Genomic DNA, 24,698 nt, shown 5'->3' with positions numbered 1-24,698 from the left:
TATCGAATTTTCGGCGGATGCCTCCCGGCTGATCAAAAAAGAGATCACAGCCGTAAGTGTTTCTTTAAAGCAAAGAGGTGACTCTTTGTACAAAGGGAATACACATGATCTCCCAAATTAAACATGTAGAGAGGGACGAAGAAATGTCCCTTCTATTGTAGTAGGCTTTCTTTGTCCCTTTCACATGATCGGGAGGAAGAATATTTATGTGTGGAATCGTAGGTTATATTGGTCAGAATGATGCGAAGGAAATCTTATTAAAAGGTTTAGAGAAGCTTGAGTACCGTGGGTATGACTCTGCAGGTATCGCTGTGGCAAACGAAGAAGGCGTGCATGTGTTCAAAGAAAAAGGACGTATCGCTGAGCTTCGTGAAGTTGTTGATGCAAACGTAGCATCTTCAGCTGGAATCGGACATACACGCTGGGCAACACACGGTGTACCAAGCCATCTAAATGCGCATCCGCATCAAAGTGCTTCTGGCCGTTTTACGCTTGTTCATAACGGTGTCATTGAGAACTATGTACAATTGACACGCGAATATTTACAAGACGTCACACTAAAAAGCGACACAGATACAGAGGTTGTTGTTCAAGTCATCGAACAATTTGTGAACAGAGGTCTTGATACAGAGGAAGCTTTCCGTCAAACGCTTCTTCAACTAAAAGGCTCTTACGCAATTGCTCTTTTCGATAACGAAAACAAAGAAACAATCTATGTGGCGAAAAACAAAAGCCCATTATTGGTTGGTTTCGGAGAAGATTTCAACGTTGTCGCTTCTGACGCAATGGCGATGCTTCAAGTAACAAACGAATATGCGGAATTAATGGATAAAGAAATGGTCATTGTCACAAAAGACGAGGTTATCATCAAAAACCTTGACGGTGATATCATGACACGTCCTTCTTATATCGCTGAGCTAGATGCAAGCGACATCGAGAAAGGCACATATCCTCACTACATGTTAAAAGAAACGGATGAGCAGCCGCTTGTCATGCGCAAAATCATCCAAGAATATCAAGACGAAAACGGCAAGCTGTCAGTCGCTGGCGATATCGCAAGCGCAGTAGCAGAAGCAGACCGCATTTACATCGTGGCTTGTGGAACGAGCTATCATGCAGGACTTGTTGGTAAACAATATATTGAAGACTGGGCAAAAGTACCTGTAGAAGTCCATGTAGCAAGTGAATTCTCTTACAACATGCCGCTTCTATCGAAAAAGCCGTTGTTCATCTTCCTTTCTCAATCTGGGGAGACTGCGGACAGCCGTGCTGTACTTGTTCAAGTCAAAGAGCTTGGTCATAAAGCATTAACGATCACAAACGTACCAGGATCTACGCTTTCTCGTGAAGCGGACTTCACATTGCTTCTTCATGCAGGACCAGAAATCGCAGTGGCTTCAACAAAAGCCTACACAGCACAAATCGCTGTACTTGCAATCCTTGCATCTGTTGCAGCTGAATTAAATGGTCAATCTCTTGACTTTGATCTTGTGAAAGAGCTTGGTATTGTAGCAAATGCAATGGAAGCCCTTGTGGATCAAAAGGATGAAATGGAACAAATCGCTCGTGATTTCTTCACAGTAACACGTAACGCATTCTTTATCGGAAGAGGACTTGACTACTATGTGTGCCTTGAAGGTTCACTGAAGCTAAAAGAGATCTCTTACATCCAAGCAGAAGGCTTTGCTGGTGGAGAACTCAAACACGGCACAATTGCTTTAATTGAAGAAGGTACGCCGGTCATTGCTCTTGCAACACAAGAGCACGTGAACCTTAGCATTCGCGGTAACGTCAAAGAAGTCGTTGCACGCGGAGCAAACCCATGTGTCATCTCACTAAAAGGCCTAGAAGACGAAGGCGACCGTTTCGTCCTTCCAGCTGTACACCCAGCACTTGCACCACTTGCATCTGTTGTCCCATTACAGCTGATCGCTTACTACGCAGCCCTTCACCGCGGGTGTGATGTGGATAAACCACGTAACCTTGCTAAGAGTGTGACGGTGGAGTAGGGATTAAATAAAATCGGATTTTTGATACCCCTTTAGATATAATTGTCTAAAGGGGTATTTTTGTGTCTAAAGAACTAATTAAAATGAAAGATAGATTCGATAAGATCGTACATCTTCAAGGGAGCGGAGTCATTATGAGTAAATATTTAAAAAAGGAAAAATGGGGAATTGCTTTTTTCTTCATCGTTTATATCGCATTGTTTATTAGCTCTTATTTGTTGATTGGTGGTCCTGCTACCGTCGAAGGACCGATTTGTGTATTTCTAGGATTCTGTTTCGTTCAATTTCATAAATATAGGTCTTTCAAAAAAGATGCGGGTAATAAAAAGGGAATAGGCATACTAAGAGAGCGGCACGTAGAGAAGGCAATACAGGTTGAATATTTAACAAAGAAAGAGAGAAAAACACATGAACAAACCTAAAATCTATACAATGAGCTTCGCAAAAGTCTATCCTCTCTATATCGCAAAGATGGAAAGAAAGGGAAAAACGAAGGCTGAAGTCGATACGATTATTTGTTGGTTAACAGGGTACAGTCCAGAAGAGTTACAGGAACAGTTGAACAAACAGATAGACGTTGAAACCTTTTTTTCTGAGGCTCCTGAGCTGCATCCTTCCCGCAGTTTAATCAAAGGGGTCATCTGTGGTGTTCGGGTGGAGGATATTGAGGAAGAAACCATGAAAAACATTCGTTATCTGGATAAGCTAATTGATGAATTAGCGAAAGGAAAGAAGATGGAAAAGATTTTGCGAGGTTCATCATAAACATCTATAACACGTAAGCCCAGTGAAGGTGCCTTCACTGGGCTTTTTTATATTTATAGACCATTCGACCAATAAAAATAAAATCCGTTTGAACGAATTCCCTCTTCATGTCGTCATAAGAAGTGATATCAAAACAAATTGGTGTTTGAAAAGGGAGTGGCGTGGATGGACATAAAGATGATTTTACCTCTCATTTTGCTGCAAGCGATTTTAATGGTGATTGGTTTGTTTGATTTGCTGAAAAGAGATCCATCGAGGATTAGGGGAGAAGTGAAGTGGGTTTGGGCTTTGGTGATTGTGTTTGTGGCGAGTGCTGGTCCTATTGCGTATTTCATTTTTGGTCGTAAACAATCTTAGTAGGAGGGATTCGCTTGAATATGTTGGAGTGTCACGGGCTGACGAAATCGTATGGACGGCATGAAGTGTTAAAAGATGTTTCGTTTTCTGTTGGGGAGGTTGGATGTGTTGGCTTTTTAGGAGCCAATGGAGCGGGGAAGACAACGACGATCCGGATTTTGACGGGGCTTGCTCGTCCTACGTCTGGCGTCGTGAAGGTGGCGGGTTTGGATGTGACAAAAGACATGGATGACATTAGTCATGTGATTGGCTATTGTCCGCAGCAGCCTGCATTTTATCAGGATATGACGGGGCAGGAGTGGATGCATTGGGTTGGCGGGTTATTTCAATTAGAGAAAAACATCATTCGTTCCAAAACAGAGGAACTGCTGAAGCTTTGCCGTGTGTATGAGGCGAAGGATCGTGCTATTGGCAGCTATAGCGGAGGGATGAAGCAAAGGCTCGCCATTGCACAAGCGCTCATCAACAGCCCGAAGGTTCTTATTCTAGATGAGCCTGTGTCTGCACTTGATCCAATGGGAAGGAAAGATGTCCTGACTTTGATTGAGCGTCTGAAACAAGAGATGCTGATCTTTATGTCGACCCATATTTTAGATGATATTGAACGTGTGGCGGATCATATTATCATGATCAACAGCGGCGAAATTGAGATGTCCTCTTCGATGAAACAGATCAAAGAAGACTATATTCAGCCAGTGATTGAATTTCAATTAGAACAACAGAATACGAAACTAGTGGCTTTGTTAAAAGAACGGGATTGGGTGGAGGAATGCATGGAGATAGGAAACGCTTATCAGGTGCGAGTCAAAGATCAGCAAACAGCATTGAAGGAGCTGCCGGGGCTCATCACTGAAACTGGCGGTGTTCTTCTCCAATATCGACTATCTAAGCTGACGCTTGAAGATATTTTCATGAAGGTTGTGACGGCATGATGATGTTGAAAAAGGAATTTAGGGAGTTATTCACTAGTTATAAAATCTTATTTGTACCGATCATTTTTACGATTTTAATGATTACACAGCCTATTACGCTCAAAATGCTGCCGGATCTTTTGTCGAAATCAGCGAATCTACCTGAAGGATCCACATTTTATATACCAGAGCCTAGCGCTGGTGAGGCTTTAGCCAGTGCATTGAGTAAATTTGATTCGCTTGGCGTTTTTATTCTCATTATGATCGTGATGGGGACGATTGCTGGAGAGCGTGCCTCTGGGGTGACGGCGATGATTATGGTGAAACCGATCAGTCGAATGAGTTATTATGTCTCAAAAATATGTGCCTATGCTTGTTTAACTTTGTTTAGTTTGGTAGTGGCAGTGCTTGCCTCCGTTTACTATGTGGACATCCAATTTGGGCATGTGGATTGGGTCAATGTGGTTAAAGGCACGCTTCTTTATTATCCAAACTTATTGCTGATTGTGGTATCGACCATTTGTGCTTCGGCATTCTTTACGCGTTCCGTCACAGCTGGCGGTGTATCGCTTTTGATCAACCTTATTTTATTTACCTTTCCTTCATTTTATGAGGAAACATTAGGGAGGTTTGCACCTAAAGGCGTAACAAGTGCGGCTGAGGAGATGATTCATAGAGGGAATTATTCGGATCAGGCGCTTACAAGCTTGCTAGGTGTATCGGTATTGATTGGTTTCTTTTTTCTCATCGGATGGTTTCTTTTTAGAAAACAAGAATTATAGCAGGCGGTTGCGATTGTTTCTTCAGGTTTACTATGAGCATAAAAATCTGAATACCGTTGAAAGTTTGATATGATGATAAAAATTGACTGTATTTTCAGAAAAGGGGTTTTTATCAATGAGAACATCACGTAATCCGGAGGCCATTCACCCGCCAGTTGCACCCTACACTCATCAAATAGAAACAACAGGACCACAGCGGTGGTTAACCCTATCAGGTCAAGTGGGGATGGAGGCTGATGGAACCATCCCAGAGAGTCCGTTGGAGCAGCTCGAATTTGCATTAGAAAATGTGAAACGAAACGTAGAAGCGGCAGACATGGCGGTAGAGGACATCACGAAACTAGTATTTTATCTCGTAGGAGAGTTCGATGCGGAGAGCAGAAAACGAATCATGGGGCAGTTTTTAGGTGATCATCTGCCTTGTATGACGATGATTTATGTGGTGGCATTGGCTTCACCTGATCTTAAGGTAGAGGTGGATGCTTGGGCGAGTCAGGAGATTTAATCGGTAAAAGATTGGGTGATTGATGCTCAATCTTTTTTGTTTTGTGAGATTTTAAGAAATTACCTCTATACCCTTATCTTGTTATTGTCTGTATGGTAATATCAGGGTAAATATTGAGTGGGTCTAATTACATTTACATGTCATCGTAAAAAACACCATTGATAAGCATACATCACTCTAATAGTAAGGGAGAGATTTGATGCCATTCATGGAGGTTCAGAATATAAGCAAACGATATAGCAATGGTGATGGGATAGAGGGTCTGTCATTTTCCATCGAAGCAGGTGAGGTTGTGGCGCTACTCGGGCCTAATGGTGCCGGGAAGACGACAACGATTCGGTGTTTAACGGGGCTATATAAACCAGATGGAGGGGAAATTCTCATTGAGGGTTTCCCGCCTGGTCATTCCCATGTCCAAAAACAAGTAGCTCTTATTCCTGATCAGCCGTATTTGTATCCAGACTTAACGGCTGCTGAACATGTTCAATTCCGTGCTCGAGGATATCATAAAGGCTTAAAACAGATCAAGGAAAAGGTATATGGAGCGTTGAAAGAAGTACATATGGAAAAAAAGATGAACGAACTGTGCGGAAGGCTGTCAAGAGGTCAAAAGCAGCGTGTCGTCTTAGCAGGGGCCATTGTTCAAGATGCCTCCCTTTTTATATTAGATGAACCGACTGTCGGGTTAGATATTCCATCAAAACAGTGGCTGTCGGATTGGCTGAGACAAAAAAGCAGTCAAGGTGGGTCGGTCTTTGTGTCGACTCATAGTCTGGAGTTCGTTCTCGATACGGCCAGTAGGGTGGTATTGATTCGAGACGGTGCCATCATGAAGAATATGGATGTTCCTCAATTAAAGGAAGAACAGAGTGAGTGGAGGGCAGAAGTCATTCAACTTCTGGGGGAGTGGTCAAGTGAATAACACACTCTCCCTTTTATGGATGAAATCTCAAAGGCGCTTGATCAGTAAAAATCAAGAAAAGAAAATGCCTTTTCTGATCTTACTTCTTTTCATTGCGGCAATTGGTTTTCAGCTAAGCGCAGTTTCAAGTATGGGTGATTGGAATGCGGTTGCAGCTGGGTGGATCATTGTCTGTTTGTTTGTTCTTTATACGGGGTTTGGCTTGTTTACAAATCGTCTGCCTAGTCAAATGAACGATATCATTTGGTTATATGGAAATGGCGCTTCTCTATGGACAGTTGTCATCAGTGTATGGTTATATCACATTTTTTGGCGAGGGGCTCTTCTTATTGTCTCTGCTGTGGCTGCGGATTTACTTCTGTTTTTTATGACGCAGCAGTACCCGTTTCTCCTTGGAAGATCACTCATTCTCACAGGGCTGTTATGTTTGGTTGAAACTTGGATGATTGCGATGTCTTGTGCTAGAACCATTCGAGTATACAAGCGTTTGCTCTTAATCAGTTTTTTATTGATGTTTTGCTGCTTTGCAGTGCTCGCTTTGAATCAGTTGATGATGAAACAGCCCTCATTAATGAACATTGCTGATTCTTTGATGTTTCAAGCTGGGCGTATGATCGAAGAGTTCTCCATTCTTTCTGTCTTCATTTTTATTGGAGTGATGTTTCTATCTTTCATGATGATGTACAAGGCTAGTCATCGTTTAGAAATGAAGGAGTCTTTAGTCAAGGAGGCAGTATTTTGGGAGGAATTTGAGGGGAAACATATTCAATCAAGTCCAATCGTTCAAAAAAAAGGCAAGACATGGTGGAGACTTCCGGCATTAACGGGCAGCTGGGCTTTTCTTTGGATTGAATTATTGCTGATTAAAAAGTATATGATTTTCCATGTACTATCTACTATGCTGTTAATTGGTACTTACTATGTTGTCTTTACTTATTTTTCAGATTGGTTGAATCTATTCTTGATCGTTATCACTGCATCCGTTCTTTTTAGTTTATATTATGCAGGGATTGTAAGACACGCACAAACAGGGGTGCTCTATCTTTTTCCTGGGGCTTTATATCAAAAAATCATTCTGTTAGAAGTGTTTCAAACCTTTTGGTTGTATGCGTTCTACTTGGTTTCTCTTTTATTGGCTGGTATTCAGGATGTATTGTATTGGACCTTATTTGGTGGAGGAGTTTATATATGGTTTTTGGCCATACGGCTCTTTGCCTTTATGCAGCCTCTGAGACGAGAAATGAGTTTTGCTTTGGCCGCCTATTATCGATCCTTGCTATTTGCGTCTGTGATCAGTGCGATGGTCATTATTAGTATTCATCTCATCACTGATGGCTTGTTGACTACAATTGTATCCCTAGCGGCTGGGGCTGGATTTTATGTGCTTTGTTATCGATACCGTGCGGTTCATTAAAAAGAGGAGTTGATTGTCAATGAAACCAGAAAATAAGCTGTCTCAATCAGTTCAACAATTGGCAAATACAAATGAAGTAACGATCGTTCAAGCAATAGGGGAATTGAGAAAGTTCGGAAAAGATGCAGTGCCAGTCCTTGTTGAGGCTTTAAAAGAAAAAGGATCTCTGCGGAACATTGCAGCAGCTGTACTTGGTGAATTTGGAGCAGATGCGGGAGAAGCAGCTGAGCCACTAGCGCAGCTATTAGAAAGTGAAGAAGAGGATACAAGAATGGCCGCTGCCATGTCACTCATGAGGATTGGACAGCCTAGCTTGCCATTCCTTCTGGCACTGGCTAAACGTTATGAGGGACCTACTTGTTTCTGGGCATCATGGTGTATCTCTTGGATTGATCCATCAAAAATTGAAAAAAACATGTACGAGTGCTTAAAACAAGAACAAGAAAATCCAACAGGCAGCGTCACTCCTTTTGCTGCAGAGGAAGCATTAGGGAAGATTATTGCTTTTCAGCTAAAGGAAAAGGGGGATGAATAGTGGAAACGCAAAAACTCAAAAACTCAATTGGCCCGAACACCTCCCTTGGATTTTTCCTTCAGATCAAAGGAGTTTATCTGAGGGACAGCAACTTCTATATTTTTGGTCAGTCAACTGTCCGCATTGTGAAGAATTAACCGACCACATTCTACATCGTGTAAATCAGTTGGGTATTCATTTAACCTGTGTCCATGTTCCATATACAGAAGATGAAAAGTCGGCAGATGTTGTTTCAGAATATGCAGAGGAAAAAAATATGACCGCTCCTATTGTGTTGGATCAGGATTATGAGATTGTTGCAAAGTATAAGATTCAAGGGTTACCTAGCTTTTGCCTTATAGATGAAGAGGGAAATTTAATAGATCGGAAAATGGGAGATAGCGGTTTGGAAAAAATATTGAAAAAGATAGAAAAACATTCAATTAGTTAGCAAGTATCAGGGAGGAGAGAGTGTTGTTTCAATCAAACAAAGAATTAAAAAGAAACGCCATTTTTTTCGCTGGGATTGGAGCGGTTTTGTTGGCTTTAATGATACTGAAATGGTTTTCGATTTCAGCAGACTGGGAACTGACGTTGATTTTTTGGGGATTGGGGATTTTGTTTTATTTGAAACGTGTGATGCGGAAAGAAGAAGGAAATCATCATTCATAATTTATTAGTAAGATACCTAGAATGTATATTCTAGGTTTTTTTATTAAATTTACCTTAAAACACATGTTTTTACATGGGTGTAGAGACCAATTTTTTAAAAGTGTGGTAGGATAAATATGCTTTTATATTTTCCGAAGGAGCTGTCGTGTTGAAGGGATCTAGGGTTGAGTTGATTGATAGTTTACGTGGTTTTAGTTTATTAGGTATTTTGATCGTGAATATGCTTAATTTTCAATATGATTATGATTTTGAGAAAATGTTTGATTCGAGCTTTTGGGGGCAGGAATTTGGCGTTTATGTAACGGAAATTTTGTTCCAGGGGTCGTTTTATCCGATTTTCTCCTTTTTGTTTGGGTATTCTTTTATCAAGCTGATTGAATCTACGAAAGCTAAGGGACTAAATACGAATGCCATTGTCGTCCGCCGTGGTTTTGGTCTGATTGTGCTTGGAATGCTGCATTACATCTTTATTTGGAATGGTGACATTCTTCTTTATTATGGAGCTTGTATGCTTTTCTTGATGATGTTTATGAGCAGCCGGATCAAAACAATGCTGATTTGGTCGGGTGTGTTAGGTGCATTGTCATTAGTCGTTTCGCCATACATGATGAAACTTGTTCATGGGACTGATGAATTATTAACCGATGTGTATGCGAAGGGTGATTATGCTGATATTTTGCTCAGCCGGATTACGGTTGAAGACGATATGATGATTGTGACCATTATTTTGGCGATCGTGAGCATTACGCTTATGCCGATACTAGGGTTTCTTTTCGGTACGATGACGGTGGGGCCGTTTGCATTGCTAGGTATGGTGATTGGTAAACGAGGACATCTCACGGAAGAAGATCGAGGGATGGCTTATCGCAAAGGCTGGGTCTGGGTCATTGTCGTCGGGCTTGCGCTAAAATGTGCGACGTTCATTGATACGCCTTGGAGTGAATTCGTTATGATTCTCGGTGGCTATGTACTGGCGATCGGGTATATTCAAGCTTTTATTGTTTTCTACTATTCGAAGGCAGCCGAAGGCCTCAAACGTTTGCTTGCAGGGATTGGTCGTTTGTCCCTATCAAATTATTTGGCGCAGTCGATCATTTGTACAACGATTTTCTATTCTTATGGACTTGGTCTATTTGGACAGATGGGGTCAATGTTTGGACTGCTGCTTGCTGTTGGACTGTACACAGCACAGCTGTTCATCAGCTATCTCTATTTGAAAAAATGGAGAAGAGGTCCTGTGGAGTGGCTTATGGGAAAATGGGTGTATTGGAAATAAATGCTTTATTAAAACGTGAACAGGTAAGGAGTTTACTATTGAGAATAGAGCACTTTAAGACTGTAATCTCCTATGACTCTTTTAGAAATCCTCAAAATTAATTTTTACTAATCATGAGTATTGGAAAAAATAAATATGTATAAATACTGGTTCCATCTTAATTGAATCTAAGAACTATTCCTACTAGGGTGATGATTGAATTTTATAATTTTCTCTGACACTTATACAGGTCACCGTTATATAACATTCATCCAGTATATTTTAAAGCGGATAGAAAATTTAAAAATCCCATTCAAACTTCTTTTTATTTTTGAGATAATGACATAAAGTTTACATATTTAGAATAAAAAGAGAGGTGGGTTACATGTCACAAATTAAAGCTAATCATGAAAAGGGGAGCTATAGATGGGTTATACTCATAATAGCTACCTTTTCACAAACGTGTGCAACATTTGTAAATTACGGAGTAGGTCCTTTAGCAACATTTTGTCAAGAAATATATAACTTATCACAATTTCAAACAGGTTTAATTGTATCAGCTGTAAATATTGGCCCTATATTTTCTATGCTAATATTCGGTAACATAATGGATAAATACGGTGAGCGGTGGGTTGTCGGAATAGGCTCAATCTTACTAGGACTTACCATGTTAATAACAATTCCTATTAATGAATATGTATACCTTTTGATTGTTCTTGCTTTTGTCGGGGTTTGGTATGGGACGGCTCAACCAGGGGGGAGCAGTGCAATCATCAATTGGTTCCCTAAAAACAAAAACAGAGGACTTGCAATGGGGATTCGTCAAACTGGAATACCACTTGGTGGTGCTTTAGCTTCAACATCCCTACCTTTTTTCTTTTATAATTATGGTTTATCTTCAGTTAAATTAACACAAGCTATTGTAGCAATTGCAGGTGGTATAATCTTTTCAATTTTCTACAAAGATCATGGAATGACTGCGCAAAGACAACAGAATGATCGTTTTTTTGAGAAAATTAATAAGATCAAAGCAAAATCGAGTCTTTATCCAGTATTTTTTATTGGAATGAGTATGATTTCTTTACAATTAATCATATTAGCTCACCTGATGAGTTATCTAAGCAATACCTTACATATATCATTAAGTATTTCTGGAACGTTGTTAAGTGTGGTTTTAATTGGTGGTGCAATTGGACGGATATTGTTAGCATGGATGAGTGACAATTTGTTTAATGGAGATAGAAGTAAGCCATTACAACTTACAATATTATTAACTGTCATTATTTTAATTGTTCTAGTCTACTTTTTGAATTATCTTCCACTATGGGGACTTTATATAATTTGTTTCATTTTAGGTTTTTTAGGAGTGGGATGGTACAGTTTATTTATTGTGCTAATATCTGAAAAAGCAGATAAAGAGTTTATTGGATTAACTGTAAGCTTTGGTTTAACTTTAAATCAAATTTTTATTGTGCTGGCACCCTCCCTATTTGGCTTATCAGTGGACTATTTTAATGGATATAAACTACCGTTCTTCCTATTAATATTGTTTATATCAATAGGGGGTATATGGCTTAACTTATCGGAAAGAAACAATAAATGTCAAACACAAAAAGAAACTGAAAACAACCTTTAAAATAGAAAAAAACGCCATAGAATGCTAATTTTCATTCTATGGCGTTTTCACACTCGTTAGTGATTTAAAGCAAGTTTAAAAACTCGATCTTTAACAGGTTCTAGAGTACGGTGATTCCATAAATCAGGTGCTATAAAAATCCGCTGCAACCACCGAATTGGGTTACCTGATTTATCCAAAGTAGGTTTGAAGGCATCTCTTGAATGAAATGTAAATCGATTATTAATATACACTAGACGACCTGGATTAACATCAATACCAAATGAAACTTTACGAATCGCATTTCTAAATTTCTCTAATGATGTAGCTGCTAAGTTATTAATAGGTGCTACCATATCTGGATAAAATGCAGCTGTAACCTCTGGTAAATCAATTGTTCCTTTTATAATTGGTGAAGGACTTGTCTCTTGTAATTCGACTGGCGTTGAAACTCTCCAGCGATACGGGACTTTAATTCGATAAAGAGGCTGATTTAATTGTTCAATATCTTGCTCGGACAAAAGTCTTAATGCTTCCCGTGCGTCAGACAAACGTGTAAGAGGCTTTTTTGGATCGTTATTTACACCTGTAAGAAGTAATCCAGATGGTGAAAAATTATTAGTTCCCATAAACTTTAATGCAGCATTTTCAATATGAAAATCCAACTCATACTCAGAACCAAGTCCTGTATATTCTTTTTTTGCTTTTAGGCTGGGTATTAAGTTATTAACAATATTTTGGCCTTCATGAAACATGGAATAAGGTTCTCCAATTAGTGATCCAATCGCGATTATGAGGTTTTCACTTATAAATCCTGACTTAGCCTCTAGGGGGATATCTTGAGAATCTGGTGTGAATCTAACTTCTTTATCTGTTGGAAGATTTTCGAAAATAATATATGGAGCTGGTTTCAATGAGGTTTTCTGTTGATTGAGAAATTTCACAATTTCTTTCGGAAGAGCTCGCATTGCTGCCATTCGAACTTCTGTTATGTAATCTGTATTTCCTGTTGGATCGTACTGAATCTGATTTAATTCGTTAAATAAAAAGTCTCGTTCCTCATCACTTAGAGTGAAGATAAATGATTTGTTAACAGCATTTTCTTTACTAATTACAGAAGAGTTCAAAATTACCAAGCACCTTTCCGTTATTTTGTATAAAGGGATTTATTTCTATAAATCCCAAATATATTTTATTCTAAATTATTGGTATTTTCAATGTTTATAGACAATTTCAGTGAAAAAATATAGAAATATTTATAGGAGAAGTTTTATTACGCATATCTTGATAGTTTAAAAGTAAACGCTAGTTAATAATTACCCTTTTATAGAAATTCCACAAAATGAAGTGCAATAGATTTATAAAGCGCTGAACATGATATGTGAGTAATCTCACTCCAATCGATTTACACCAGCCATGACAGTGAGTAAAAAATGACTATAAGGGTTTTTATTCGATAAATCGAGCGAGCTTTCTTTTCTTTAATGATTGCAATAAGTTTAAACAAGTCTTTGGAACTTAGACAAATGGTAGGTGTGTACAAGTTGATATTTCTTCATTAAACGCTGATGGAGACCCAACGTTATGATAAGAGGAGGAGTCACCATTTTTCAGTTTTCTAATGACTCCCCCCTTTTTTATATAAAATTACCTAATACAAACACCAGAGTTAATTTTTGTAATCGTAAGCGCTAAGGGGAGCAAGGCCAAATACAGAGCAACAAAAACCATAGACAGTGAAAAATTTAGAGACTAATTTTATAAAGTGATGCCAAGGTAAAACAAAGTTAAAAAAGAATAATTGTTCAGCGATAAGCCCTATTATCAACTCAAGATAAGTGGAGAATTCCACATTACTTATAACAATATGCTCTTTATTTACACTCATTGCTCGTCGAATGAATTCAAATGCAAAAGATAAAAGGACCGCATTGCTTAAGGGCTGTGCGGTTTTTTAATTGCATTCTATTTTAAAAAAATGAGGAGAACATTTTTAAAATGGTTGAATATTATTTCAGTGTGTATATAATGTATATATAGTGTATATACAATATTTTGTTCCAACTATCAGAAAAAAGAGGTTTTTATATGCAAATTACGATTTCAAACTACTCTAAGGAGCCCATCTATGAGCAAATTACGAATCAAATCAAATCGATGATTTTAACGAGTGAGCTGGCGGAAGGCGCGGCACTGCCGTCTATTCGAAAGCTGGCGAAGGATTTACAAATCAGCGTCATCACAACAAAGCGAGCATATGAAGAGTTAGAGAAGGCAGGATTTATTTATTCAATTGTAGGCAAGGGATCATTTGTTGCGGAACAAAACCTAGAAGTGATGAGAGAGAAAAAATTGAAGGTGATTGAGGAACAGCTTGGAGCGGTTGTCACAAACGGCAAGGAATTAGGCTTATCTTTTGATGAATTGCAGCAGTTATTAAAGTTCTTGTATGAGGAGTGAGACGAGTGGAGCATGTAATTGAATTTAAAGGAGTATCAAAACGATTCAAGGACTTTTCTGTGCAGAATCTTGATTTACAGGTCAAAAAGGGCTTTGTTACTGGGTTTATTGGAGAAAATGGAGCCGGTAAGTCGACGACGATTAAAATGATCATGAATTTATTAAAACCAGATTCGGGTGAGGTTAAAATTTTCGGATTGGATTATCGCGCCCACGAAAAAGAGATTAAGGAACGAATCGGCTTTGTTTACGATGCCAACGTTTTTTTCCCAGGATTGAATTTAAAAGACATCAAACGAATTGTGGCACCTGCCTATAAACGCTGGGATGACCAGCTTTTTTATCAATATATTGAACAGTTTGGTCTACCGCTGAATAAAGCGATCAAAACATTTTCAAAAGGGATGCAGATGAAGGCGTCACTTGCGATTGCGCTGTCGCATCATGCAGAGCTGATTATCATGGATGAACCAACTGCTGGGTTGGATCCGGTCTTTAGAAGAGAGCTGCTCGGCACGTTACAAGAATTGCTGATTGATGGAAATCGAACGATTTTTTTCTCGACGCATATGACGACTGATTTAGATCGCATCGCGGATTATATTGCGTTTATACAAAATGGAAGATTGGTCTTTCAACAGTCGATTCACGAGGTAGCGGAGAATTATGCGCTTGTGAAGGGGAGTCTGGATTTGTTGGATCGAGACACAGAAAAGGCGTTTATCCATATTCAGCGTACGGCAGCCGGATTTGAAGCATTAACAGATCGGATTGATGAGGTGAAACTTATTTTTGGGGATGCTGTTGTGATTGAACCGGCGTCGCTTGAGGATATCATGTTTTATTTGAAAGGCGGGGTTGCGCATGTTTCATTTAATTAAGCGTGATGTGATTTTGCAAAAGAAGCAGTTACTTATTTTTATTCCGTTTATCTTGTTTTTTATTTTCATGGATGTCCATCCAGTATTAACGTTTCTAGTCGCTAGTGTCTTCATTCCATTTAACACATATGCTTATGATGAAATGGCAGAAACGAATATTCTCTTAAATTCTTTGCCTTATACACGGAATGAAATTATTGCAGCCCGTTATCTTGGTGCCGTTTTTTATATGGTCATTGCGATCGGGCTGACGAGTGCTGCTTTCTTTAGTTTTGGGAAGCTGTTTTCGATAACGGATATTGCTCTTGGCAGCGGGTTGTTTTTATTGTTTGCGGCGTGTACGTTTCCATTATTTTATATCTTAAAGCCTGGTTATATCACAACGGTAGTGCTCATTGGCTTTATCCTATTATCTACTATGGGACCGCCTGTTTTTCTCTATTTAGCAGAGCAATTCAGTGGGATCACTGATTTTATCATGAATTTATCGATCCCGATTGTATATACGGGGTCAACTGTGCTGATTATGCTCATCTACTTGCTGTCTTGGGGGCTTTCTACTGCGATTTACCAGAGGAAAGTGTTTTAAATCAGATGATCACATCATTTATAGAGAATCATTCATTTTGAGGTAGGCCTTTCAAAATGGATGATTCTTTTTTTTGCATCCGGTGAAATTGACATACAGAAGAAAAGAGGTTATTGTTAATTAACATAATGTTAATTATTTTTAACATATTGTTAAATAAATCATCCTTTAAGAAAGGAATTTGAAATGGAAATTAAAAATAGAATTAAGGTATTACGGGCAGAAAGAGACTGGGCACAAAAGGATTTGGCAGAGAAGTTAGGTGTGACTCGTCAAACTGTGGCAGCGATTGAAAATGGTAAATATTCTTTGTCTTTAAAATTAGCCTTTCAAATTGCTAGGACATTTGAAGTTGATTTGTATGACGTATTTCAAGAGGTCGACAAGGAGGAACAACAATGATAACGACGATCATTCTTTATTCTTTGATTATCCTTTCTATTTTAAGCACAGTTTTTCAATTTAAGAAGAACCGTGAATATAAACATGATGAACGAGGACAATTTATTTTAGCGAAAGCAGGAAGTTTTTCTATTGTAGGTGTTGCTTTAGCATATATATTGATTGCTGTCATTCAATCTGCAGTCCATCAATTTTCATCTCCAACCGAATGGTTTTATATAGCCATTACATTTATGTATGTATCAAGTGTTTGCGCAAATACAATCGGTATCATCTATTGTGAAAGAAAATATTAATTTTCATGGACGAATGTAAGCTAGAGTTCTTCATCATGAAGGGAAGAGAAAACCAATGAAAAAAATATTGAGAATCATGCTGATCTCCATAGTCACCATTATCACGGTCGTGGTTGTTTTTCTAGCTACTGTTTATTTTGTAAACCTCATTAGTAATGAACGGGAGAAGGGGAAAATAGAAGCTTATGGGCAAAAGGTCTTGGTGGATGGGAAGCAAATGAATGTGCTCATTCAAGGCGATGGGAAAGAAACGATTGTACTTCTGCCAGGCTATGGAACTGCTTCGCCAGTGCTAGATTTTAAGCCGCTAGTAGATGAATTATCACCTTATTATAGAGTCGTAGTGATTGAACCATTTGGCTATGGTTTAAGTGACGATACAGATAAAGTACGGACAAGTCAAAACATTGTGGATGAGATTCATGAATGTTTGCAAAAGCTCCACATTAATAAATATACGTTGATGGGTCATTCGATCTCTGGCATTTATGGATTAGAATATGTGAATCAATATGAGAAAGAAGTCCAAGCTTTTGTTGGAATTGATAGTAGTTTTCCTAAGCAGGAGGATGCAGATGAATTGCCAGTCTCCAGCTTACAGCTGCTTCATCAATCCGGCTTTTACAGATTGATAGTGAAAATGAATCCAGATCAACTGGTGATGCCTAAAGTAGATGATCAAACGAAAGCTCAAATTAAAATGCTGACCTTCCGAAATTTCATGGATGAAAGCCAAGCTAGTGAGGCAGATAACTTTAGAAACAATTTTAAAAACGCTCAACGCCTACATTTTCCTAAAAAGCTCCCTGTAGTTTTCTATCTAGCAGATCAAACGGAGACAGAAACACCAAACTGGAAACCAATGCATGAAGAGCTATTGAAAAATGTAGATCACGGCAAAGTAGTTACTTTCAAAGGCGGCCATTATTTGCATCATACGAAATCAAAGGAAATTGCAGCTGATTTTAGAGAGTTTCTATCTAACAACGAGAGTCATCGTTAGTAATATACCATCCCGGCATCATCTAGTGACCCAAGTTAAAAAAAGAGACCGTGTGAGCGGTCTTTTTTTATATAAAGAACCTATATTGACAGTTTATCATGAAGTAGATTAAAATACATACCAACGGTCGGTATGTAAAAGGAGGCGTTTTATTTGGCCAGAAATAAATATCCAGAAAAGACAATCCAGCAAATTTTAGATGTGTCGACAAAGCTGTTTCAGGAAAAAGGATTCGAAAAGACGAGTTTGCAGGATATCATCCAAGAATTGAACATGTCTAAAGGGGCTATTTATCATCATTTCAAATCGAAGGAAGAAATATTACGTGCCGTGATGGAGAGGCAATTTCGTCATGCGACTGAGAAGCTTGAAGATCTGATTGAGCATACAGTGGCAGCGCATGCAAAAGAGAAGTTGCAGCGTATTTTAGAGCAGCTAGTGGCAGATCCAAAATCTCATTCGATTGATGGGATCTTGGTTGACCAGATCAAAAACCCGCAATTTGTGGTTGAAGGGATGAAGGCAGGAGTCAATCAGGATGCGCTTAAAATCAAACAGCTGATTCTTGAAGGAATTGATGATGGTTCGATGACAACTGCTTTTCCTGGTGAAGTGGCAGAAGTGTTTATGCTTCTCGTGAATATATGGCTGAACCCAACGTTATTTGCTCGTGATGAGCAGGAAACTAGTCAGCGTTTACTGTTTTTACAACAGATGATGAAAGGTCTCGGAGTGGATGTGGTGAGTGATCTATTTATTCAAAAGGTCACAGCGCATTATGCTGGGATTGGTGGATATGATCAGCCTGGAACCTAAATGGCCAGAAAAGAGTCAAAAGCAAAATTCATTTCATAGGAGGATCCCTTATGCTTCACTTCGTAAAACTTGAGCTAAGAAAAAGTCATATGAAACATTATATTCAAGCTAGTATGATTATCAGTATTGTACTGCTGGTGTTTATTTATTTTGTCGCGTTTGTTGCACAGGTTGAACAGGAAATGGGTTTTCAGCAATATCCGAATATCTATTTGTTGACGAGTATAGTATGGATGATCTTTTTTTCGATCGTCACAGCCATGATGTATTGTCGAGTAATAGTGACCGCATTGAAAGAACATGAATTTCATTCATTAAGTATGAAGTCATCCCTCCTTTCGAGAATGGTTTGGATGCTGTGCTTTTCTACAATTGTCATGCTGTGTAGTATCATTCCGTCATTTGTTGTGTTTAGTGTCACTGAAACATTCTTCCCTATTGTTCAAGATGCGCTGACAGCGGATGTGATGCTCACTGTGATCAAAACGTACCTAGTGTTTACTTGCTGTATCAATGGTATTGGCATGATTGCGATGAGAGTGGGGGTAATGAAAAGGTCTACTTTCATGACCATACTGACTGCGATTGTTCTATGTGCTGTTTTAGGAAACGTATTAATCGCTGTTTATGGAAATGATCAAATGAATGTCATTTTGTCAGGAGTCATGATGATAGCGGTCCTCATTGTGATCTTGGAGTTATGGGGCCGCATGACCCGGTTTCAAGCTAGATAAGCGAGTATACAAGGAGGGAGACATATGGAGCATACGATTCAAATTGAAGAATCGGTCGTAGAATTATCATTGGATTGGCTGCTCGGAGAGGTGTGTATTCAACACCATGATCATCCTTATCTCATCATTCGTCAAACGACCAATCAAGTGTTTCCAAAGCGTTATTTGATGCATCATCAGGTAAAAGATGGACGACTGTTCATTCAAGATAGACGAAAAAAAATACTCAGCTTTGGGCTTCAACTTTATAAAACTGATGTCGCTATTTTTCTCCCTAAACAACAATTACAGTCCATTTCCATTCGTTGTAAAGGAGCAAATCTTCAGGCAGAGAGATTGAAGGTGGAAAATGCCTCTTGTCATTTAACGTCTGGAAAAGCAATGCTATCAGGTGAAATCAAGCATCTCCATTTAGAGACAGTAGGTGGGCTTATTTCTAGTCGGCAACTGACCGCAAAAAGATTATTACTGCACGCCACATCGTCAAAAGTTGAGTTGTCGGGTGCCTTTTCTGACGTTGATCTGCATGTAACAGGTAGAAGGATGCAGATTCATTCTACAAACATGCTAAATTCACTTAAATCTACTTCAACTGGAGCAAATGTTAAAGTGACGATACCGGAAAATGATGGGTTTACTTGTTATGTAAAGAAAAGATCCGGCGCTTTCCGGAATGACTTTTCTTGTCATCGAGAGAAGGACAAAATGGTGCATAAAAACGGACTGCGATCCTTTGAGGTCGATATAAGAGGCGGTCAGTTTTTATTAAGTCATCAGCTTTGAAATGACTTTCATCCCTTGATTCAATATATCAATATAAAACAATTTGAGTATCTATTTATGTCGGAATATTTTGATAATAGTGTTTCTCTCAAAAAAACAATTGTTTTTTAAGGGTAGATTTATTATGATAATATACATCGAAAGATTGAAGTTTCTCAATCAGAATGAACATTCTGATTTTTATTTTTTATGTTGTTTGTTGATGAGGGGGAAGAAAAGTGGCTCAAAAGGAATTAAAGAGAGGGTTAAGTGCCCGCCATATTCAAATGATCGCACTTGGCGGCACGATTGGTGTTGGCTTATTTATGGGGTCAGCCAAGGCCATTCAATGGACAGGTCCATCGGTTCTTCTCGCGTACGCAGTATGTGGTATCTTTATCTTTTTTATTATGCGTGCGATGGGAGAAATGTTGTACGTTGAACCGAGTACAGGTTCATTTGCTACATTTGGTCATCAATATATTCATCCGCTTGCGGGGTATATGACAGCTTGGAGTAACTGGTTCCAGTGGGTCATTGTTGGGATGTCGGAAATTATTGCCGTAGGCGCTTATATGAAATATTGGTTTCCAGACCTTCCAGCGTGGATTCCAGGATTAATTGCGATGATTATTTTGGGAGCGGCTAATTTAATTTCGGTTAAATCGTTCGGTGAGTTCGAATTTTGGTTTGCAATGATCAAGATTGTGACGATTATTTTAATGATCATTGCAGGTCTAGGCATTATTTTCTTTGGATTTGGAAATGGCGGGACGCCTATTGGCTTGTCTAATCTGTGGGCGCACGGCGGGTTCTTTACAGGTGGATTTACCGGATTCTTGTTTGCGTTGTCGCTCGTCATTGCTGCCTATCAGGGTGTAGAGCTGATTGGGATTACAGCAGGTGAAGCACAAAATCCAGAAAAGACGCTGACCAATGCCATCAAAAGTATCATCTGGCGTATTTTGATTTTCTATATCGGTGCGATCTTTGTCATTGTGACAGTGTATCCTTGGGATCAGCTGAATACCCTTGGCAGTCCATTTGTGGCGACGTTTGCGAAAGTTGGGATTACAGCAGCCGCTGGTATTATTAACTTTGTCGTCATTACAGCAGCGATGTCCGGCTGTAATAGTGGGATTTTCAGTGCGGGACGTATGCTTTATACATTAGGTGTGAATGGGCAGGCGCCTGCTTTCTTCACCAAAATTTCGAAGAATGGTGTACCGTATTTTGGGACATTCGCTGTGCTGATTGGTCTAGCAGTAGGAGTTGTCCTCAATTATGTTGCGCCACCAAACATTTTCGTCTATGTGTATAGTGCGAGTGTACTTCCTGGTATGGTGCCATGGTTTGTGATTTTGATTAGTCATATCGGCTTTAGAAAGGCGAAGGGATCTGCGCTTGATCAGCATCCATTCAAAATGCCGCTAGCGCCGTTTTCTAATTATCTTACAATCGGTTTCTTACTAATGGTGCTTGTATTTATGCTCATTAATCAGGATACGCGTATTTCTCTGATTGTGGCAATTGGGTTCTTAATTGTAGTAGCGCTTAGCTTCTATGTTTTTGGGATCGGGAAACGGAAGCCGATCGAAACAGCTTCTTCTGATCAAACGGTAAAATAATCAAAGGCCTTGCGGGATGGACCGCAAGGCTTTTTTTGTTTAGAGTGAAACTTTTACACGGTTAAAGACATCTGGAAAGTTGGTGAAAAGACCGGTGACGCCGTATTGCAGTAAACGGGTCATGTCGGCTTCATTGTTGACCGTATATGGGTGGAGGAGGAGTCCGTGGCTTCTGACCTGTTGTACGTTTTCAAGTGTCAATGCTCTAAAATTCGGTCCGACACCCACTGCATAAGATTTGATGAAATCGAGCTGATCATCTGTGATGGACGTCATTTGTGTTCTGTCTAAAAGCTGTACTTTTGGAAGGCGTGGAGCTAATGTCTGTAGCTTTAGCAGGCTGTCTTGACTAAAGGATTGGATAATGACCTGCCCTTTTCTTGTGTGTTTCCCGAGGAGGTGATGTTTTTTTAGGGTCGCCAATAGCTTTTCTTCCATTTGCGGATAGATGTCTGGTTTTTTTGTTTCAATATAATAATTTTCTCGTTTGCCGAAATAGCGCAGCACTTCATCTAATGTGAGGACCCGCTGTCCGATATAGTTGGCATTTTGTCTGTCGGGATTGACTTCATTAAACCAAGTACCGGCATCAAGCTGTTTGATTTCGGCAAGTGTGAGGTCTTTGACCCAGCCTGTTCCGTTTGTGGTGCGGTCAACGGTTTCATCGTGCATGACGATGAGATGTCCATCCTTTGTCATTTGAAGGTCGAGTTCGAGGTAATCCGCATTCATCTTTGTGGCGAGTTTGTAAGAAGCCAGGGTATGCTCTGGTGCATACCCTGATGCTCCGCGATGTGCAACGGTTAGAATACGATCTGGAGATAAAAGATGTTCATGTGCCGATACGGTGGCCGGCACCCACGCAATAGACAGTAAAGCAAAAGAGAGCAACACGAAAGCAAGTAATCTACTTTTCTTCATATTTTATCCTCCTTTAACGGTAACTGTCTTCATCATAAGAAATAGATGTAAAGGGCATGTTGGGTGGATATGAATCTTTTATATGATTTTCATTAAGCTTGCTCTACGCGCTTCCCTGTATTCCATGTCATCGCTAGGAAGACAATCGCAAGCACACAAGAACCAACCAATAAAATGAAGCCTCCTGTCCAGTCGTAATGATCCACGACGACGCCCATCATCGCATTGGCGAAGGCAGAGCCGCCAATATAGCCGAAGAAGCCTGTGAGTCCAGCCGCAGTGCCAGCCGCTTTTTTCGGAGCGAGGTCAATGGCTTGAAGTCCAATGAGCATGACAGGTCCGTAAATTAAAAAGCCGATGCTGATGAGGGCGATGTTATCGACCATTGGATTGCCAGCAGGGTTTAACCAGTAAACAAGCACCGCAATTAACACCCCAGCCATAAAGAGGACGCCTGCTGGTGCACGGCGACTTCTAAAGAAGCGGTCACTGATCCAGCCGCACAATAATGTGCCAGGAATGCCTGCATATTCATAAAGAAAATATGACCAGCGCGAATGCTCTGGTGAAAAGCCCTTTGCTTCTGTTAAGTAGGTCGGCGCCCAGTCCACGACACCGTAACGGACGAAGTACACAAAGACGTTGGCAATGGCGATATACCAAAGGAATTTATTGTTGAGTACATACTTAAATAAAATCTCTTTCACTGTTAATTCTTTTTCTTGATCTTCATACTGCTGTGCCGGATAGTCATTGCGATATTCCTCAATTGGCGGAAGACCAGCGGATTGCGGGGTATCCCGGACGAGAAGAATGATCACGAAGGAGACGATAATAGCAATGATGGCAGGGAAGAAAAAGATACTTTTCCACGTCGCAAACAGCACGATCCCTAAGGTGATGAGCGGTGCAAGAATTCCCCCGCCAATATTGTGAGCGACGTTCCAAATGGACATTTTCGTTCCACGTTCACTAACCGAAAACCAATGCGCCATCGTCCGTCCGCATGGCGGCCATCCCATGCCCTGGAACCAGCCGTTTAAAAACATGAATAAGAACATGATCCATACACTTGACGTCACCCATGGAAATGAGACAAATAGGATATTGATAAGGGCTGATAGAAAGAGTCCGGTGGCTAAAAAGTATCTTGGGTTACAGCGGTCTGAGATCATCCCCATGATGAATTTACTAAAGCCATAGGCGATAGAGACAGCTGCGAGTACAAAGCCTAATTCACTTTTCGTGAACCCTTCTTCCTGTAGATAAGGAATAGCAAAAGCGAAATTTTTTCGTAGCAAATAGTAGCCCGCATACCCGATAAAGATGCCTAAAAAGACTTGCAGCCGCAGCCGCTTATACGTCTCATCTGTCTTGGCATCATCGAGCCTGTCGATATGCGGAGCGGGTTTAAACCATTTGAACATAAAGATCCTCCTCTTGTCGTTGTCCGATTGACTGAAGCAAAAGTACGAGATCAGCGTTTGATCTTGTACTTTTTAAGAGACAAAAGAATTGATAACGCTTTCTTTTGTACTCCCATCATATCGGATGGAAGAGACGTTTATGATGAGGCTTTTGTCATTATTTTGGAAAAATAGTTCATCAAGTAACGAAAAAAAATCCGCACAATGGCGGATTTTTCTTAGCTGTTACAGAGACACATTAATTTTCGCGGATTTCTTTAGTTTTTCAATTTCTTTTTGTACTTCTTTCTGCTTTTCTTGGGATTCTAGCTGTTTTTTAATTTGTGATTTAACCTCTTTGTACTCTGGTGCTTTTTGCTTTTGTTTTTTCATTTCATCCGCGTATTGATCATAGTACGCTTTGACATCCTTTTCAGAGACGGAGGCTGATTTGATTTCTTTGTCGACATACTGGCTGTATTTGATGCTGTCGGCAATGTCACTTTTCAGCTGATCCATTGTGAGTCCGCTTTTCTTAAGGGCTTCTTCAAATTGAGCGTTGTCTTTGAATTGTTTCTTTTCTTCTTTTAGCTGTTTATCTACCTGCTTGTCAGAGGCTTTGATGCCTTTCTTCTCAGCATCTTGCAGGATAAGCTCTTGACCTACGAGCGCATCAATGGTTTGTTTCTTAACTGCTTTTGCGCCTTCTTTAGATGTTGGGTCTTGCCCAGATTGCTGAAGCTGTCCTTGAATGGTTGATAGAGCGCTATTATATTCATTACCTGTGATTTTGTCTTGGTTGACGGTCGCAACGACCTTTTGATCATCAATTTTTTGTTCGTCTAATTTCTTTTGCATCTCTTCCATTTGCTTTTGCTGTTCTTTTTGGTCAGCCTGTGTTGTTTCCTTGCTTTTGGCTGAATCGTTTTGCTTATCTTGTTTGGCATCGTTTGACGAGCAGGCTGCAAGCCCAACAGATAACAAACATGCGATGAGTGTGTATGATACCTTTTTCATCATTTTCTCTCCCTTCGGTATGAGAACATCTAGTGCGCATTCTAACCGTTTTTTAGGAAAAA

At 39.7% G+C, this 24,698-nt stretch carries 28 protein-coding genes; 24 read left to right on the top strand and 4 right to left on the bottom strand.

Annotated elements, in window-relative coordinates; translation table 11 throughout:
• Window positions 1-206: 206 nt before the first annotated feature.
• The 14 genes from glmS to MHH40_RS09325 all read left to right on the top strand — a co-directional run bounded on the left by glmS (window position 207) and on the right by MHH40_RS09325 (window position 11,742).
• On the top strand, window positions 207-2,009 hold the full coding sequence (gene glmS, locus MHH40_RS09390; protein WP_008360582.1) for a glutamine--fructose-6-phosphate transaminase (isomerizing): 1,803 nt from the start codon (window positions 207-209) through the stop codon (window positions 2,007-2,009).
• Window positions 2,010-2,071: 62 nt separating this feature from the next.
• Window positions 2,072-2,431, top strand: a complete 360-nt coding sequence (locus MHH40_RS09385; RefSeq protein WP_050943441.1) for a hypothetical protein — start codon at window positions 2,072-2,074, stop codon at window positions 2,429-2,431.
• Window positions 2,418-2,774 carry a DUF2200 domain-containing protein gene (locus MHH40_RS09380; protein WP_050943440.1) on the top strand — a complete coding sequence of 119 codons (357 nt, stop codon included), beginning with the start codon at window positions 2,418-2,420 and terminating at the stop codon, window positions 2,772-2,774. The genes MHH40_RS09385 and MHH40_RS09380 overlap by 14 nt, the downstream gene beginning before the upstream one ends.
• Window positions 2,775-2,939: 165 nt before the next feature.
• The gene (locus MHH40_RS09375) at window positions 2,940-3,131 is read left to right on the top strand and encodes a PLD nuclease N-terminal domain-containing protein (RefSeq protein WP_050943438.1); all 192 of its coding nucleotides are present in this window, start codon (window positions 2,940-2,942) and stop codon (window positions 3,129-3,131) included.
• Between the two features lie 14 nt (window positions 3,132-3,145).
• On the top strand, window positions 3,146-4,063 hold the full coding sequence (locus MHH40_RS09370; protein ID WP_050943436.1) for an ABC transporter ATP-binding protein: 918 nt from the start codon (window positions 3,146-3,148) through the stop codon (window positions 4,061-4,063).
• On the top strand, window positions 4,060-4,824 hold the full coding sequence (locus tag MHH40_RS09365) for an ABC transporter permease (RefSeq protein WP_050943434.1): 765 nt from the start codon (window positions 4,060-4,062) through the stop codon (window positions 4,822-4,824). The genes MHH40_RS09370 and MHH40_RS09365 overlap by 4 nt, the downstream gene beginning before the upstream one ends.
• A 115-nt stretch (window positions 4,825-4,939) precedes the next feature.
• The gene (locus tag MHH40_RS09360; protein ID WP_050943433.1) at window positions 4,940-5,329 is read left to right on the top strand and encodes a RidA family protein; all 390 of its coding nucleotides are present in this window, start codon (window positions 4,940-4,942) and stop codon (window positions 5,327-5,329) included.
• A gap of 199 nt (window positions 5,330-5,528) precedes the next feature.
• Window positions 5,529-6,251: an ABC transporter ATP-binding protein gene (locus MHH40_RS09355; protein ID WP_050943432.1), complete on the top strand. Its 723-nt coding sequence runs from the start codon at window positions 5,529-5,531 to the stop codon at window positions 6,249-6,251.
• A complete protein-coding gene (gene skfF / locus MHH40_RS09350) occupies window positions 6,244-7,665 on the top strand; it encodes a sporulation killing factor system integral membrane protein (protein ID WP_050943430.1) in 1,422 nt (473 codons plus the stop codon). The genes MHH40_RS09355 and skfF overlap by 8 nt, the downstream gene beginning before the upstream one ends.
• A gap of 19 nt (window positions 7,666-7,684) precedes the next feature.
• Window positions 7,685-8,200 (top strand): HEAT repeat domain-containing protein, encoded by a 516-nt coding sequence (locus tag MHH40_RS09345; RefSeq protein ID WP_050943428.1) that lies wholly within the window; start codon window positions 7,685-7,687, stop codon window positions 8,198-8,200.
• Window positions 8,193-8,630 carry a TlpA family protein disulfide reductase gene (locus tag MHH40_RS09340; protein ID WP_050943427.1) on the top strand — a complete coding sequence of 146 codons (438 nt, stop codon included), beginning with the start codon at window positions 8,193-8,195 and terminating at the stop codon, window positions 8,628-8,630. Before MHH40_RS09345 ends, MHH40_RS09340 begins: the two co-directional genes overlap by 8 nt.
• 23 nt (window positions 8,631-8,653) lie before the next feature.
• The gene (locus MHH40_RS09335) at window positions 8,654-8,851 is read left to right on the top strand and encodes a hypothetical protein (protein WP_050943426.1); all 198 of its coding nucleotides are present in this window, start codon (window positions 8,654-8,656) and stop codon (window positions 8,849-8,851) included.
• Window positions 8,852-8,999: 148 nt separating this feature from the next.
• Window positions 9,000-10,127 (top strand): DUF418 domain-containing protein, encoded by a 1,128-nt coding sequence (locus MHH40_RS09330; protein WP_050943425.1) that lies wholly within the window; start codon window positions 9,000-9,002, stop codon window positions 10,125-10,127.
• A 364-nt stretch (window positions 10,128-10,491) separates the two neighbouring features.
• A complete protein-coding gene (locus MHH40_RS09325; protein ID WP_050943423.1) occupies window positions 10,492-11,742 on the top strand; it encodes an MFS transporter in 1,251 nt (416 codons plus the stop codon).
• Window positions 11,743-11,798: 56 nt separating this feature from the next.
• Here MHH40_RS09325 and MHH40_RS09320 read toward each other — a convergent pair whose 3' ends face one another.
• Entirely contained in the window at window positions 11,799-12,848 is a 1,050-nt protein-coding gene (locus tag MHH40_RS09320) for a TauD/TfdA family dioxygenase (protein WP_340900996.1), read from the bottom strand.
• A 961-nt stretch (window positions 12,849-13,809) separates the two neighbouring features.
• Between MHH40_RS09320 and MHH40_RS09310 the strand changes: the two genes are divergently transcribed.
• The 10 genes from MHH40_RS09310 (at window position 13,810) to MHH40_RS09265 (ending at window position 21,292) form a co-directional block, all read left to right on the top strand.
• Window positions 13,810-14,181 (top strand): GntR family transcriptional regulator, encoded by a 372-nt coding sequence (locus tag MHH40_RS09310; RefSeq protein ID WP_050943421.1) that lies wholly within the window; start codon window positions 13,810-13,812, stop codon window positions 14,179-14,181.
• Window positions 14,182-14,186: 5 nt separating this feature from the next.
• Complete coding sequence (locus MHH40_RS09305; RefSeq protein WP_050943419.1) at window positions 14,187-15,062, top strand: ABC transporter ATP-binding protein; 876 nt, start codon at window positions 14,187-14,189, stop codon at window positions 15,060-15,062.
• Window positions 15,046-15,651 carry an ABC-2 transporter permease gene (locus MHH40_RS09300; RefSeq protein ID WP_050943417.1) on the top strand — a complete coding sequence of 202 codons (606 nt, stop codon included), beginning with the start codon at window positions 15,046-15,048 and terminating at the stop codon, window positions 15,649-15,651. The genes MHH40_RS09305 and MHH40_RS09300 overlap by 17 nt, the downstream gene beginning before the upstream one ends.
• A 186-nt stretch (window positions 15,652-15,837) precedes the next feature.
• Entirely contained in the window at window positions 15,838-16,053 is a 216-nt protein-coding gene (locus tag MHH40_RS09295; protein WP_050943415.1) for a helix-turn-helix transcriptional regulator, read from the top strand.
• Window positions 16,050-16,349, top strand: coding sequence for a hypothetical protein (locus MHH40_RS09290; RefSeq protein WP_050943413.1), 300 nt, complete (start codon window positions 16,050-16,052; stop codon window positions 16,347-16,349). Before MHH40_RS09295 ends, MHH40_RS09290 begins: the two co-directional genes overlap by 4 nt.
• A 55-nt stretch (window positions 16,350-16,404) precedes the next feature.
• Window positions 16,405-17,352, top strand: a complete 948-nt coding sequence (locus MHH40_RS09285) for an alpha/beta fold hydrolase (protein WP_050943411.1) — start codon at window positions 16,405-16,407, stop codon at window positions 17,350-17,352.
• A 183-nt stretch (window positions 17,353-17,535) separates the two neighbouring features.
• Window positions 17,536-18,168, top strand: a complete 633-nt coding sequence (locus MHH40_RS09280; protein WP_080984723.1) for a TetR/AcrR family transcriptional regulator — start codon at window positions 17,536-17,538, stop codon at window positions 18,166-18,168.
• 50 nt (window positions 18,169-18,218) lie between these two features.
• The gene (locus MHH40_RS09275; RefSeq protein WP_340900994.1) at window positions 18,219-18,902 is read left to right on the top strand and encodes a bacitracin ABC transporter permease; all 684 of its coding nucleotides are present in this window, start codon (window positions 18,219-18,221) and stop codon (window positions 18,900-18,902) included.
• A gap of 24 nt (window positions 18,903-18,926) precedes the next feature.
• On the top strand, window positions 18,927-19,685 hold the full coding sequence (locus MHH40_RS09270; protein WP_050943407.1) for a DUF4097 family beta strand repeat-containing protein: 759 nt from the start codon (window positions 18,927-18,929) through the stop codon (window positions 19,683-19,685).
• 218 nt (window positions 19,686-19,903) lie between these two features.
• Entirely contained in the window at window positions 19,904-21,292 is a 1,389-nt protein-coding gene (locus tag MHH40_RS09265; protein ID WP_050943405.1) for an amino acid permease, read from the top strand.
• 39 nt (window positions 21,293-21,331) lie between these two features.
• Here MHH40_RS09265 and MHH40_RS09260 read toward each other — a convergent pair whose 3' ends face one another.
• The 3 genes from MHH40_RS09260 to MHH40_RS09250 all read right to left on the bottom strand — a co-directional run bounded on the left by MHH40_RS09260 (window position 21,332) and on the right by MHH40_RS09250 (window position 24,636).
• Window positions 21,332-22,213, bottom strand: coding sequence for a glycerophosphodiester phosphodiesterase (locus MHH40_RS09260; RefSeq protein ID WP_050943403.1), 882 nt, complete (start codon window positions 22,211-22,213; stop codon window positions 21,332-21,334).
• Window positions 22,214-22,305: 92 nt separating this feature from the next.
• Window positions 22,306-23,640: a glycerol-3-phosphate transporter gene (gene glpT, locus MHH40_RS09255; protein WP_050943401.1), complete on the bottom strand. Its 1,335-nt coding sequence runs from the start codon at window positions 23,638-23,640 to the stop codon at window positions 22,306-22,308.
• A gap of 225 nt (window positions 23,641-23,865) precedes the next feature.
• Window positions 23,866-24,636: a SurA N-terminal domain-containing protein gene (locus MHH40_RS09250; RefSeq protein WP_050943399.1), complete on the bottom strand. Its 771-nt coding sequence runs from the start codon at window positions 24,634-24,636 to the stop codon at window positions 23,866-23,868.
• Window positions 24,637-24,698: the final 62 nt, after the last annotated feature.

It is taken from the genome of Bacillus sp. FSL K6-2431 (genome assembly GCF_038005165.1).
GTDB lineage: Bacteria > Bacillota > Bacilli > Bacillales > Bacillaceae > Bacillus > Bacillus pumilus.
Note: the sequence above shows the minus strand (reverse complement) of the source record. Positions and strands in the feature narration are given on the sequence as shown.

Excerpts from the sequence above, each read along its gene's own strand:
- glmS (WP_008360582.1), top strand. The coding sequence starts at position 207 with ATGTGTGGAATCGTAGGTTATATTGGTCAGAATGATGCGAAGGAAATC.
- MHH40_RS09380 (WP_050943440.1), top strand. The coding sequence starts at position 2,418 with ATGAACAAACCTAAAATCTATACAATGAGCTTCGCAAAAGTCTATCCT.
- MHH40_RS09375 (WP_050943438.1), top strand. The coding sequence starts at position 2,940 with ATGGACATAAAGATGATTTTACCTCTCATTTTGCTGCAAGCGATTTTA.
- MHH40_RS09365 (WP_050943434.1), top strand. The coding sequence starts at position 4,060 with ATGATGATGTTGAAAAAGGAATTTAGGGAGTTATTCACTAGTTATAAA.
- MHH40_RS09360 (WP_050943433.1), top strand. The coding sequence starts at position 4,940 with ATGAGAACATCACGTAATCCGGAGGCCATTCACCCGCCAGTTGCACCC.
- MHH40_RS09355 (WP_050943432.1), top strand. The coding sequence starts at position 5,529 with ATGCCATTCATGGAGGTTCAGAATATAAGCAAACGATATAGCAATGGT.
- MHH40_RS09345 (WP_050943428.1), top strand. The coding sequence starts at position 7,685 with ATGAAACCAGAAAATAAGCTGTCTCAATCAGTTCAACAATTGGCAAAT.
- MHH40_RS09340 (WP_050943427.1), top strand. The coding sequence starts at position 8,193 with ATGAATAGTGGAAACGCAAAAACTCAAAAACTCAATTGGCCCGAACAC.
- MHH40_RS09325 (WP_050943423.1), top strand. The coding sequence starts at position 10,492 with ATGTCACAAATTAAAGCTAATCATGAAAAGGGGAGCTATAGATGGGTT.
- MHH40_RS09310 (WP_050943421.1), top strand. The coding sequence starts at position 13,810 with ATGCAAATTACGATTTCAAACTACTCTAAGGAGCCCATCTATGAGCAA.
- MHH40_RS09300 (WP_050943417.1), top strand. The coding sequence starts at position 15,046 with ATGTTTCATTTAATTAAGCGTGATGTGATTTTGCAAAAGAAGCAGTTA.
- MHH40_RS09295 (WP_050943415.1), top strand. The coding sequence starts at position 15,838 with ATGGAAATTAAAAATAGAATTAAGGTATTACGGGCAGAAAGAGACTGG.
- MHH40_RS09290 (WP_050943413.1), top strand. The coding sequence starts at position 16,050 with ATGATAACGACGATCATTCTTTATTCTTTGATTATCCTTTCTATTTTA.
- MHH40_RS09285 (WP_050943411.1), top strand. The coding sequence starts at position 16,405 with ATGAAAAAAATATTGAGAATCATGCTGATCTCCATAGTCACCATTATC.
- MHH40_RS09275 (WP_340900994.1), top strand. The coding sequence starts at position 18,219 with ATGCTTCACTTCGTAAAACTTGAGCTAAGAAAAAGTCATATGAAACAT.
- MHH40_RS09270 (WP_050943407.1), top strand. The coding sequence starts at position 18,927 with ATGGAGCATACGATTCAAATTGAAGAATCGGTCGTAGAATTATCATTG.
- MHH40_RS09260 (WP_050943403.1), bottom strand. The coding sequence starts at position 22,213 with ATGAAGAAAAGTAGATTACTTGCTTTCGTGTTGCTCTCTTTTGCTTTA.
- glpT (WP_050943401.1), bottom strand. The coding sequence starts at position 23,640 with ATGTTCAAATGGTTTAAACCCGCTCCGCATATCGACAGGCTCGATGAT.
- MHH40_RS09250 (WP_050943399.1), bottom strand. The coding sequence starts at position 24,636 with ATGAAAAAGGTATCATACACACTCATCGCATGTTTGTTATCTGTTGGG.